Origin of the sequence: Paenibacillus sacheonensis (assembly GCF_009909195.1) — a bacterium.
GTDB classification, from domain to species: domain Bacteria; phylum Bacillota; class Bacilli; order Paenibacillales; family Paenibacillaceae; genus Paenibacillus_Z; species Paenibacillus_Z sacheonensis.
In genome coordinates, this window is the sequence record NZ_JAAAMU010000006.1 from 378,849 (window position 1) to 391,352 (window position 12,504).

Here is a 12,504-nt window from a genome sequence, read left to right on the forward strand (position 1 = left end):
CCGTCCATTCCACTAAAATTACGGCAAAAGACCCGATTGCTCGGGTCCCTGCCTTCTTTACGATTGCAACTGATTCAATAAATTGACGATCATCTGCGCCGCTTCCGCGCGTGTCGCCATTCCTTTAGGTTTGAACAAGCCGGACTCATCGCCTTTAATCAACTCGTTAGCCAAGGCATAGTCTACGGAATCTGCCGCCCATGCGCTGATATCCGCGGCATCCTTGAACGCCTTCGCGTGCTCCGGCGTCTCAGGAGCTGCTTTCGCAAGTTTCAGCGCATTAGCGAGAATAATCGCCATTTCTTCTCTCGAAATCGATTTATTCGGCGCAAAGCTCTCCGCGCTGATACCTTGAATAAGGTGATTCTGGTAGGCCGCGGCAACGGTCGAGGCATACCAAGCCGTATTAGGAACATCCTTGAATGCCGATGTTTCCTGGACAGACAGCCCTAATGCGTGTACGAGCATCGTTGTAAATTCGGCTCGCGTAATCGTCTTGCCCGGAGCAAACGTGTTCGGAGCGACGCCTTCGACGATTTGCTTGGCAGCCAGCTCTTGAACGGCATCATGCGCCCAGTGCGATTCGCTTACGTCCGTAAAGCTCATGTGCAATTCAAGCACGCCATATTGGCTAAAATGGTTAACTTTCGCGACGAGCATGCCATTGATCAGCTGGCTCGGCTCGTAAGCGATGCTGCCGTCTTCTGCGATATAGTATATATTCGCTAGATGCTTATCTGCATCTTCATTGACTTCAAACGTCAACGTAATCGGTTCTTCGAATGCCGAGAGCAAGATTGGCTGACCGTCCTTCGCCGTGATCGTCAGCTTGAAATCGTAGACGGTGCCGGCGATGTTTACGCGATTGCCCGAAGCCGCATGGACGGTATCCGACAAGTCGTTCTCGCTTATCGGCTTCATCGTCAACGCGAATTGGGCATCAGCCAATTTCTCGTTCCCTACCAGCCCTGCGAGCTGCTTGAGCACGGCCGGGGGAATGGACACTTTGCCGTGCGATCCCGTGAGCTCCAGCTCGTTCTTCACGCCGTCCCCGCCTAGGATGCTGGCAGGTATCACAGCCGACTCACTATCCTTAATCTGCAGTGTTACTACGCCGTTCACCGGAGCAGGGATGTCACTAGGTTTAAAGGTCGTAGACTTAGTTGATTCATCGCCGGTTGGGTCACCTACGGCAGTACCCCCTCCGCCTCCGCCAGGGGAACCGCCTCCACTGCTGGGATTACCGCTGTCATGAGCCGCGACCGTAAATGAATTGGTCACCACGGCTTCTTCGTTCGGCCCCACCGGTTGACGATAGGTAATAGAATACGTTCCGGCCGCGAAAGCCTTGGATACTTCGAAGCCTCCGTCGTATAAACCATAGGCCAGACTTTCATAAACTTTCTTCTGTTGGCTATCTCTGATCGTCACCATACCGGGGACAGAATCGTAGTTTCCGGTTTTCCCTAAATAAAGATCTTTCAGTATTAAATCCCCGCTGACGAATTCCGGATTTACCGCGAGGAAGGTAATATCCTGTTCGTTTCGTTGGGTAAGCTTTAACGAGGAGCTCGCCGGGTCCACTTGGCCCGTGAATGGAATAATGGTATCTGCTTTCACATCGTATGTGCTGCGTGTCATCCAGTACAAGTCCCAAGGTTCTTCTTCGGCATTGGTCTTTTGCGTGCCGAAGAGCAATTGCTGCTTTCCGGGAGCAACGTAAGCCTTGTTGAACAAGATGAAAGGATAATAATTTTGATAGGAGTATGAAGTAGCTCCCGGTGATATAGAACTGAATGAAGTGAATGGCTTGTTGCCTGCGAGCGTTACAAGATGCATACCAGGATCCGTTAAGGTATATTTACCGTCGCCCGCATCCATATGAACTTCTCTTCTGATATCATAAACCGTAGATATGTTCCGGCCGGACAAGTCGATTTTAAAGTTTTCCGGCTTCATGATAATCGTACCTAAGCTAACCTTGCTTCCAGTAAAATAATTCATAATCGTATTTGTCATTAAGGAACTGCCTGCAATACCGGCTGTTGGGAATTCCAATATAATATTATATGGCTGAAAATTAACGGGAAGATCCTTTACTTCCGGCGTAATCGTCACGGCAGAAGCCGGATAATCAATCTGCTGCAGATTCAATAACTGTTCGCCGGTTAAATCCAGTTGATTATAGTATACGGCCCTCTCCCCATCGAGGGTCTTCAAGTGAAGCGCCATTTGCAGGACGTATTTCTGATCGGCAACCAGATTCAGATAGCTAGGAATGATTAACCTGCCTTGCGTAATCCATAAGTAATCGGAAGTTCCGTCAAGCTTCTGCAGCCTCACGTCTCCGTATTCGATCTTCCCTGTTTCATACCCGGGCGGCAATGCAATCGGAATACGAGTTGCCGTTTCATTTCCCGGAATAACCGACAGGTTGGCTTGTCCCGCCAGCTTGACGACGTCAGTTGGAAAGTGCTGATTGGCGATTCGAAGCGAGTAGTCCCCTTCCTGAATCGGCATATCCGCATAGAGCTGTACCGGCGTCGCCGTTCCAACGACACCCCCGATCGTTTGATTGGAAGCATCATGCATCTGATAATCGATTATGGAACCTTCGGTAAAGGTCCGATTGGAACCGGCAGGCTGATCTGTCGGCTCGTAGGAGATCCCGCCTTCGTCTGAAGTCTGTACCGACATGACCTGCTGACGACCTGCATAATCGGCCGTAAACGTCAGGTTGCTCGAATTGACGCGATCCGCTATCTGGGCCGTTTCCGTATACGATACGCCAACCAGCGTATTATCCAGTTCATCCCTATAGTCGGTATAAACGCGTCGGTTCAGCTCGCCTGAGGCGAATAATTGATTATCCGTATGCCGATTGACGAAATCATGTCCGATTTCGAGCGTGATGTCCCGATTTACCTGGTCTATACTTTTGTTGAACGTATATCTGTAACCATCGGCTTCGACAAAGTAGGAAGCGACTATATCCAATCCTTTGCTTACGAAGTAATGTTTGGCCGGCAGTTCGCTCGCGCTCCAGCCAACATTAACATCCAACTTGGCATTCTCGAAACCCGCGGGCATTTGAATCTCTGCCGTCTCTCCGTTCAAATCAACGGCATGCGCAGCTGAATCGGCGGTACCCGTCAGTAAGTAACCCGTATCATTGTCGGCATTATAGAGCTTGGCCAGCAGCTTGATATCGTTGTCGTTTTGAATATAAATCTCAGCTTGACGATTCTCGTCAAACAAAGTCAGAATCGGCCAGTTGGAAACTTGCTTCTGTTCGTCTAGTACAGAGATAAGCAGGGAATCGTTCTTGCTTGCCTGCGCAGCGTTCACCCTGAGATGCTTCAGGCCAGAGCTCTTGAGCTGAATTTCCTGATCCTCGCGGGACACGGCCTGATTATATACGACTTCATGCTGTCCGTCCGCCGAGGATCCTATGACTTGCAATTCATACGCGCGCCCCTTTAAGAGATTCTGATAAGGGATAATGAAGCTTCCATCATTCGAGACTTTCGATTGATAGTTTAGCGCCCAATATGCATCCGTACCGCCGTCGCCGCCATAAGGCCGTTTCTCAAACACATAGGCCTTTGCTTCGGATAGAGGCTGCCCCGATTCATTCTCTGCATGAACGGCCAGCCCTTTTCCTTCATAAACGGAATTATCTTTAAGAATCACTGTTTGACTCAGGCTAAGCGGCTGTTCCAGACCGGTAACCGTGAAATCGATCGTATAGGTTCCAGCCGCAAGCGGTTTATCGAATGTATGATCCTCGCAGCACCATCCACGTGAATTTAAATCCGTCTCGTAAACGGACTGGTTCTGGCTATCGGTAATTTTCACGTGTGTGCTTGTAAGCTGTTGTGATTCGGAATCTCTATGGTCATAAACATTCTCTAATTGGAAATCGCCATTATTCACGACGACTACGGCGTATATCCCCTTTGTCGAGAGGTCTAAACTCCGAATATTCAGCTTCGGTTCGCCGAAGCGAAGCTCCCTGTCTCCATTCACCTGAAATTCATTAATTGCCCAGGAAGTGGTATGGTTTCCGTTCTCCCTTTTCTCGATTTGATCCACGTTCAAGGAATAAACGCCTTTAGTCACGACCAAATTATCAATCTCTCCGAAGTAGCCAAAACCGTCCATGCCCCAAAGATGCGTATTATCCAAACCTTCGGGCAACCGAGTTGTTACAGCTTCGGATACATCCTCCTCATTAAATGCCAAATGGGCACCCGAGGTCAGCGCAAAGGTTTTGTGAATCAGATACCCTGTGCGATTCTTCGATCCGGTAAAGCTTAACTTAACGTTACCCGGCTTAGACAAAATCGATAGGTCTTTGTAATTTGGAATATAAGTCGTTTGATTGTGAGTACCATTCACAACAATTAAATCCGTATTGGTCCAATCCGCGTATGCCGAAAGATCCAACGGCGCCTCTACCGCATCGTTATCGATCGTCCATACGCTCAGGGCTTGAAATTGCTCGATTGTCATCGTATCGTGATCCACGTAAAGCACAGATTGGTCTGCACCATCCTGTGTATAAAGAGCAAGGATCGACACGGTCACTATGGATCCGGAAGGAATTTCTACGTTGCTCAAATTCATTGTGCCATTCACGATTTCTAGAAACTCGGTATGCGAACCTTGGCTGGTCTTGTACTCTAATATAGCTTGATTATAGGGACTAATGGCATATCCCTCTATAGCCCCCATTTGTATACCGCCCGTAGTGTTGCCTGCATTGGCCGCACTGGCCGTATTGTTATCGTTGTCCGCTTGCGACTCCAGCTCTGTATTGTCAGGCAACGGGAGCTCTTGATCCGGCGTTTCGCTAACGCTCTGCTCTTGGTTGGGCGATTCCTGGTTACTCCCAACTTCAGCTGCAGCGTTTGAACTCATTGGCATTGCCAGCGTAAATAACAAAACAAAACTAAGTATGCCTGCCTTCCATCTTCCAAACATTCATTCTGTCCCCCATCGGATTGAAAAATATGTAAAAGTCATACTGAGTATTATAGCACTCTAGTAGGGATGTTTACGTCGGATTTTGTCGACTGTGCCATATTTTCCCGATGTCATCGGCCGAGAGTCCCATCAAACAATACGTTGACACTATTGTCTGACTTAACCATGTGTCCTTGTACATGCTTTTCGTGCCCACTTCCCCCAATAAAGGCGGCTCCTCATATCCGGCATACTAATATTGGGGTTATTGAACCCTTTCACTCATGAAAAACGTACAAGAGATAACCAACGTCCTAACCTATCAGGAGGAAAAAACATGAACTTGACCGCAGATCAACGAAACGTGCTGCTTGCCTTAACCCCGGAGTGGCTCTCATCCGCACAAATTGCCGAACAGCTTCCCAAAGAATCGGGAAATCGCTTCAGCGTGAATCAGTCGCTGAAAGAGTTAGTAAAGGCCGGTTTGGCGCAAGGGAATTCCGTTGTATTCGGTCTGTATCGACTAACCGCGGACGGTACGAACCTGAAAGAACAGAAATCGGCCGGGAAGTAGCCTTGCCGGCAAACCGATTCCGAAGCACATGTCCTTAAATAAACGAAGGCAGCCGGATGCGTCCGACTGCCTGTTCGATAAACTGCTTGGTCGATAAAATCAGAAATCCAAGATCATCAAAAATCGCGGAACGCTATTGGGCTGATGACTGCCGACGCCAGCAAACCAGTATGATCACGCTTGCGAAAATGAACTTAAGCACCGCGCAACTAACGGCTAACGCTTGTACAGAGCGTTAATCGCCTCAAAATAGCTAGTTTCTATCGCTAACGCTTGTCAGGGGTCTTATTGCGAGATTTCCCGCGCAAATCAGCTCCTACACGTCAAATAACGTCGGTCATAACCGTTAGCATTTATTTAGCCGGATTTTGTTGCAAATAGCGACGCTGACAAGCGTTAGGCGTCAGGCCGCACTCACGTGTACGCGACTTCGTCGGTCACCTGCCGAGCTCATCGGCCGAGGGTCCATACATGCCCGGCACGGGCAGATCGAGAAGCCGCAGATAGATGCCGAGCTGGGCCCGGTGGTGAACCAAGTGGTTCAATCCGAAGGTACGCAGCGCGACGGCCCGCGGCTGCCGGTGAATGATCTGCGTTCCATTGCGCAGCGTCCACTCCGCGCCGAGCATCTCCGCACTGCTTTCGGCAAGCATGCTCTGGACCTCGCGAGACCTCACGTCGAACTCTTGAAGAACCGCCGCGGGGCTCTCCAGTACTTCGCGCCGAGAGGGCACGGACGCCAAATCGAACTCCGCGTTTACGAGTATCGCCGATTGCCAGTAGAGCAGGTTCACGATGTGCGTAGCCAGCTCGCCCATGCTCATGGACTTCTCGTGCGGTTTCCACGTCATGTGCTCCTGAGGAAGATTCTCCAGCATGCGGCGCGTATTCGCCAACTCCTGCAGCACGTCTCCGAGGATAAGTTCTTTAACCGTTCCAAGCACTCCCATCCCTTGCGAATTTGGTACTCGCCCTGCCAGTATCCTTTACCCGAATCAGCTTCTCCTTGTACCGTTCCAACTTTCCCTCGAAGCCTTCCCTATTTCGCTCAAAGTCGCTTGTCCATCTATACATCATCCGCAGCATTTTCAGGTCCGGCTTATAGTGGCACTTCTCGATGCCGAGCTTTTGCTTCAGATAACGCGTCAGAATTCGAATTCTGCGTGTTCGCAACGGAGGATCCAGAAAAATAATCGTATCGGCCATCTGGTATAGACACTGGTAGGATGCTCGATCGGTTCCTTCGAAGATCCACGCGCCATCGTTATCGATTGCCATGATCTCCTCGACTTGTTCGGCTGCCGTCCGCTTATGTCGTCCCGTGGACGTCTTGTGATACACGATGGCGTCAAGCTCATACCATGGGACATCCAACGTCTGGGATAACCGTTTGGCAAATGTCGTTTTGCCGCTGGCTACGATGCCGATGATGAGGACCTTCCTCATGCCCCTTGCCCCTCTACTATTGATCTGTGGCGCTTCCGGAACCGATCGCCCCCCCCCTGCATTATCGGTCCTCGAGGATAAGGGCCGGCTGCTCTTCTTCTTTCACGTGGACGAAAAAGCCTTTCAACGCGAGCGATGGAGATGTGGACGGATCTTCTCTCAACATAATCGCACCGGATACAACCAACTCTTCGCCTGAGCGAATAAGCCGATTAACCGTTATTTTGGGCGCTTCCTCCTGCGACATGTGCTGCACCGCATTGTCTGCGAATGGCTGGATTCATTCAATGAAGTAGGATGTCTTTCCTTCGTTTCTTATGGCAACGGAGACGCCTCGTTCTTGTTCGTTGCCGAGGTCATCCAGTTGGATATCGCTTAGTTTCAAATCCATTCCGACCTGCAGCAAACCTTTCACGCTCGACACGATGGTACCGTCTTTACGATCCACATCATAGTTGACTGCCGGCGTATTTAATATGGCGGGATGACCGGCAGCATTCAGATACACCTGCCATACGTGAACGAATCGATTACGGGCGATCGAGAACGCATTGCCCTCCGAAGTTACGTGATTGAATCGCTCCCATACTTCCGCGCCTTGATAGCCGTCCTTTGCAGCCTGTTCGAGCGCGAATCGTTCGGCTTCTTCTTTGGTTATCGACTTCTCCTTGCCAGGGAACGCGTTCCAACAAATCAGAAGCAGCGCGAGCGCAAGGCCAAGATGAACGTATTTCCTCATGGTCGCCTCCCTTCAAATTACACCCCAAATTTTACCACAACAAATGATTTACAGATGGAAAGGAAGCATTAAATTTCTTCAAAATAAATAGGCTCTGCATCGCATCTTGTGCGACAGGACTTACAGTACGGATAGTGAAAAATGACCAAGACGAAGCCTCCGACCATGCGGCCGGGGGCTTCGTCTTGGGTTCCTTAAGGTCCATGTGCATGATGTTTGTATTCCTAAATGCTCGCCGCTTCTCCCCGCGCGATTCGCAGCACCCGGTCCGGATAATTCGTCGTGATCCGCATCCCCGGATAGTCCCGCATCATCCGCGCCAGCGTATCCGGCTCGTCGACCGTCCAGACGCCGATATCGATGCCGAGCCCCGTCATCTCGTCGAACAACTCGGGCGTCACGAACGCGTAATGCATCGACAAGCACGTGGCTCCCGTATAACGAAGCTGCTCCGCGAGCAGCGTCGGCTTGCCGAGGAAGATTAATCCCGTCGCGATGGAAGGGTCGATCTCGTGCGCGCGCTTCATGGAATCATGATTGAAGGAGGACAGCACGACTTCCTTCTGCATGCCATGCCGCTGAACGAGCGAGATGATCTTCTCCTCGATGCCCGCGTATTCGTTGGCCAGCATCTTCAGCTCCACATGCAGCGTGCAGCGGCCCTTCGCAAGCTCCAGCACTTCCTCGAGCGTCGGAATCCGTTCATCCGCGAACGCGGCGGCGAACTTACTTCCCGCATCCCATTGGCGGAGCTCCTCCAGCGTATAAGCCGCTACCGGGCCTGAGCCGTTCGTCGTCCGATCCAGCGTATGATCGTGGATAACGACGGGCACGCCGTCCTTGGAGAGATGCACGTCAAGCTCGATCATCGCGATATCCGGCTCGCTCAGCGCCAGCTTGAAGGCCGCCATCGTATTTTCGGGCGCTGCGCCCGAACAGCCGCGGTGCGCGACGATCGTTACCGTTATTTCGTTCCTGTTCTCCATCATTTCTCCATCATCCCTTCGCATTTCTTTATTTGACGCCGTTGTACACGAACGCTTTGATAATCTGCCGCTGCGACAAGAAGAAGACGATCAGGATCGGCGTGACCAGGATCAGGTTGCCGGCCATCAGGATATTCCACGTCGCGACGCCTTCCACTTCCCGAATCTTGGCGATGCCGAGCGGGAGCGTTCTCGCCGTTTCGTTGGTGGTCATGACGAGCGGCCAGAAGTAGTCGTTCCAGTGGGCGATGAAGCTGAACAAGGCGAAGGTAACCAGCACCGGCTTCACGAGCGGCACCATGATCCGCACGATGATTTTCCATTCTTTCGCCTGATCCAGCCGGGCCGCTTCGATCAGCTCGTCCGAGATTTGCATGAATGCCTGCCGCAGCAGGAAGATCCCGAAAGCGCTGGACGCGAACGGCAGGATGAGCCCCAGATGCGTATTAAGCAGCTTGAACGCGCTCAGCTCCAGGTACACGGGCAGGAAGATCAGCTGCGACGGAATCATGAGCGTCACCATGACGATGCCGAACAGGAAGCCCGAGCCGACGAACTTGTACCGGGCAAACGCATAAGCGGCCGGAATGATCGTCAGCATCTGCAGGATCAGAATGCCCCCAGCGATGATGATGCTGTTCCTGAAATATTTCAGGAACGGCCCCGTATTCCAGGCATCCGCGTAATTTTGCCAGACGGGATTGTCCGGAATCCACCTGGGCGGGAAGATCATCGTCTCCGGCAGCGTCTTGAGCGACGTGGAGAGCATCCAGATAAACGGCAGCGCAAAGACCAGCACCAGCAGAAGCAGGGCGGCGATATTCAATACGCGCAGCAGGACGGATATCGCCTGCCTGATCGTCGCTTTGCGGGTACGCGCATGGCTCAGCCGGCTGCCGGCGGCGGCAGTCCCGATCGGGGAGCCGCCGATCGTATTGTCTACGGTTTTCAAAAGCTACGCCTCCTCTTAACGGTAATGAACGCGCTTCGACAGCAGTTTGAAGTATATGATCGTGAGTACGCCGATAATGAACAGCAGGATGACGCCGGCCGCGGAGGCATACCCGATCTTGAAGAACCGGAATCCGTTCTCGTAGATGTAATAGACCAGCGTATTCGTCGAATTGACCGGACCGCCCTGGGTCATGATCGCGATGGTCTCGAACACCTGGAACGAACCGATCATGTTGATAATGACCAGGAAGAAAATCGATGGCGACAGCAGCGGCAGGATCAGCTTGCGGAACGTCGTCCACGGCTTGGAACGATCCAGCGAGGCCGCTTCGTAGATATCCGGCGGAATGCTCTGCAGCCCCGCGATGAATACCAACGCGTTATAGCCGAGTCCCTTCCATACGGCCACGATGACCAGCGAGACGAGCGACGTGCTCGGATGGGACAGCCAGGCCAGCTTCCCGAAGCCCGCGAGCCCGATGACCCAGTTCAGCAGCCCGTATTCGGGGTCCATTAACCAGCTCCAGAGCAGCGAGATGGACACGAGCGAGATGATATGCGGGCTGAAGATCGCGCCTTGCACGAAGCCGTGGAAGACGCCTTTGCGATTCAGCCACAGCGCGAGCAGCAGCGCGAGTGAAGTCGTCAGCGTCACCGTGAGCAGCGTGTAGATCGTCGTATTGGAGAGCACCTGCCGGAAGTCCGAATCGGTCAGCAGGTCCTTGAAATTCTGAATGCCGACATAGGCCTTGTCCGGGCTGACGAAGTTCCAGTCGAACAGGCTCAGGTACATCATGTAGAAGATCGGATAGATGAAGAACAGGGAGAACACGATGATGGCAGGTGCGACCATGCTGTACGGACGGAGCTTTTCCCATACGCTCATCTCATCTTCCCCCAACCGCGGCAGGGCGTTTCGAGCTTGCTTCGACGCCGCGCAGCCTTTCCCCGTTCAGCCCGAAATAGTACAGCCGGTCATAAGGAACCGTCACTTTCACGTGCCGCATCGTCTCTAGCGGCGCCAGGAACGTTTTGACGAAGAACACGCCGTTCCGCGACTGGATCTGATAAATATTTTCCGCGCCCAGACTCTCGCGGGTCAGAATCTCGCCTTCTATCTCGTAGCCTTCGCTATCCGCGCCCGCGCCGATCAGCGCCTGCTCCGGCCGAAACCCGGCATAGCCCGGGACCGTCGCCGACCGGATCTCCAGTCCCTGCATGTCCCGCATGTCCATCATGTTCATGGCCGGCGTGCCGATGAACTCCGCGGTGAACTGATTGGCCGGATCGTGATAGAGCTTCATCGGCGTATCCGCCTGCTGGATGACGCCCTTGTTCATGACGACGATCTCGTCGCCCATCGACATGGCTTCCACCTGATCATGCGTCACGTAGACGAACGTGGTGCCAAGGCGCTTGTGCAGCTGAATCAGCTCGGTTCTCATCTGGTTGCGCAGCTTGGCGTCCAGGTTGGATAAGGGCTCATCCAGAATGAACACCTTCGGCTGCTTCACCATCGCCCGGGCGAGCGCAACCCGCTGACGCTGTCCGCCGGAGAGGCTCTGGGGCTTCTTGTTCAGATGCGGCACCAAGCCGACGATCCCGCAGATGTCCATGATCAGCCGCTCGCGCTCCTGCTTCGCAATGCCCATGTTCTTGAGGCCGAATTCGATATTGCCGCGAACGGTCATGTTCGGGTACAGGGCGTAATTCTGGAACACCATCGCGACGTCCCGCAGCCCGGGCGGCGTATCGTTCACGCATTTGTCGTCGATCCAGATTTCGCCGCCGCTCTGCTTCTCCAGCCCCGCGACCATCCGCAGCGTCGTGGATTTGCCGCAGCCCGACGGTCCGACGAGCACGGTGAACGAACCGTCCTTGATGGTCAGGTTCAGGTTCTCGATGATGGTCTCATCCTTGAATTTCTTGCTTATCTGCTTCAACTCGATCTTCGCCATCCGCTATCTTCCTCCCTGTGATGGATTGCTGAATCACGCGCATGAGCTGCGCCAACTCCTCCAAACGGTGAAGCCGCAAATCCCAGACCTCCGGATCGCTGCTCGGGTAAGGGGAAATAAAGCAGGTCCGGCCGCCCAGCTTCTTGACCGGATGCAGGTCGTTCCACGGATTGTCCCCGATCGATAGGATCTCTTCCGGCCGATAGCCCTGCGCCAGCAAGGAACCGAAATACGACTGAAGGCCGGCAGGCTTGTTCGCGCCGTACGCCACGTCCCCGAACAAATGGCCGATCCCCATGTAGCCCACGAACGCGACGCCGGACTCGAGATGGGTGTTGGTCATGAGGCTTTTCTTCTCGACGGCGGTGAGCTCTTCGATGGCACGGAACAAATCATCGTGACAAGCGAAGCCGTAAGGGGGGAGCAGCATCTCCCCGCGGACGCGTTCGAACGCCGATCGCAGCCGCTGCTCGGGCAGCTTGTATCTGTGGCTCAGCGCCGCCGCGATCCCCCAAGGGTCGCCGATCGGAATCAGATAAGGCTCGTGCGCGGAGAGAGATTCATAGTCCTGCGCCGGTCCCTCTCCCGCCGTCCCGTCCCATGTCAAGCTGCGGACGAAACGCTCTCCCTCCTGCACCAAGCTCACATCGTCCCGCGTATGGTAGAAATAGCCGAAGCGAATCGCATGGCAGTCGGACAGAATCGCTCTGCCCAGGCGCATCGCCGCCTCGGTGTCGCCTTCATGCTCCGTTCCTTCGAGCAGGTACCGAATATACCGCTCCAGATAGGTGTCATCCTGATAGAGCGTTCCGTCCATATCGAAAATAACCACTTTAATCACAGACAACCACGTCTTGTTGTACATCAGCTGCAACCTCT

The 12,504-nt window shown here is 53.2% G+C and carries 10 protein-coding genes; 1 reads left to right on the top strand and 9 read right to left on the bottom strand.

Annotation, left to right across the window (positions count from 1 at the left end; genetic code table 11):
- Nucleotides 1–57 precede the first annotated feature (57 nt).
- The gene (locus GT003_RS14480; protein WP_161698884.1) at nucleotides 58–4,986 is read right to left on the bottom strand and encodes an S-layer homology domain-containing protein; all 4,929 of its coding nucleotides are present in this window, start codon (nucleotides 4,984–4,986) and stop codon (nucleotides 58–60) included.
- A 319-nt stretch (nucleotides 4,987–5,305) separates the two neighbouring features.
- Here GT003_RS14480 and GT003_RS14485 point away from each other — a divergent pair, with 319 nt between their 5' ends.
- Nucleotides 5,306–5,542, top strand: coding sequence for a hypothetical protein (locus tag GT003_RS14485; protein WP_161698886.1), 237 nt, complete (start codon nucleotides 5,306–5,308; stop codon nucleotides 5,540–5,542).
- A gap of 437 nt (nucleotides 5,543–5,979) precedes the next feature.
- Here GT003_RS14485 and GT003_RS14490 read toward each other — a convergent pair whose 3' ends face one another.
- The 8 genes from GT003_RS14490 to GT003_RS14525 form a co-directional block, all read right to left on the bottom strand.
- Nucleotides 5,980–6,486 carry a DinB family protein gene (locus GT003_RS14490; protein WP_338045896.1) on the bottom strand — a complete coding sequence of 169 codons (507 nt, stop codon included), beginning with the start codon at nucleotides 6,484–6,486 and terminating at the stop codon, nucleotides 5,980–5,982.
- Nucleotides 6,470–6,988 carry a P-loop NTPase family protein gene (locus tag GT003_RS14495; RefSeq protein WP_161698890.1) on the bottom strand — a complete coding sequence of 173 codons (519 nt, stop codon included), beginning with the start codon at nucleotides 6,986–6,988 and terminating at the stop codon, nucleotides 6,470–6,472. The genes GT003_RS14490 and GT003_RS14495 overlap by 17 nt, the downstream gene beginning before the upstream one ends.
- A 280-nt stretch (nucleotides 6,989–7,268) precedes the next feature.
- Nucleotides 7,269–7,727: a hypothetical protein gene (locus tag GT003_RS14500; RefSeq protein WP_161698892.1), complete on the bottom strand. Its 459-nt coding sequence runs from the start codon at nucleotides 7,725–7,727 to the stop codon at nucleotides 7,269–7,271.
- A gap of 224 nt (nucleotides 7,728–7,951) precedes the next feature.
- Nucleotides 7,952–8,716 (bottom strand): glycerophosphodiester phosphodiesterase, encoded by a 765-nt coding sequence (locus tag GT003_RS14505; RefSeq protein ID WP_239565770.1) that lies wholly within the window; start codon nucleotides 8,714–8,716, stop codon nucleotides 7,952–7,954.
- 25 nt (nucleotides 8,717–8,741) lie between these two features.
- Nucleotides 8,742–9,572 (bottom strand): carbohydrate ABC transporter permease, encoded by an 831-nt coding sequence (locus GT003_RS14510; protein ID WP_338045912.1) that lies wholly within the window; start codon nucleotides 9,570–9,572, stop codon nucleotides 8,742–8,744.
- A 108-nt stretch (nucleotides 9,573–9,680) separates the two neighbouring features.
- A complete protein-coding gene (locus tag GT003_RS14515) occupies nucleotides 9,681–10,553 on the bottom strand; it encodes a carbohydrate ABC transporter permease (RefSeq protein ID WP_161698894.1) in 873 nt (290 codons plus the stop codon).
- A 1-nt stretch (nucleotide 10,554) separates the two neighbouring features.
- Nucleotides 10,555–11,625: an ABC transporter ATP-binding protein gene (locus GT003_RS14520; RefSeq protein WP_161698896.1), complete on the bottom strand. Its 1,071-nt coding sequence runs from the start codon at nucleotides 11,623–11,625 to the stop codon at nucleotides 10,555–10,557.
- Nucleotides 11,579–12,490, bottom strand: coding sequence for an HAD family hydrolase (locus GT003_RS14525; RefSeq protein ID WP_161698898.1), 912 nt, complete (start codon nucleotides 12,488–12,490; stop codon nucleotides 11,579–11,581). Before GT003_RS14525 ends, GT003_RS14520 begins: the two co-directional genes overlap by 47 nt.
- Between the last annotated feature and the right edge of the window lie 14 nt (nucleotides 12,491–12,504).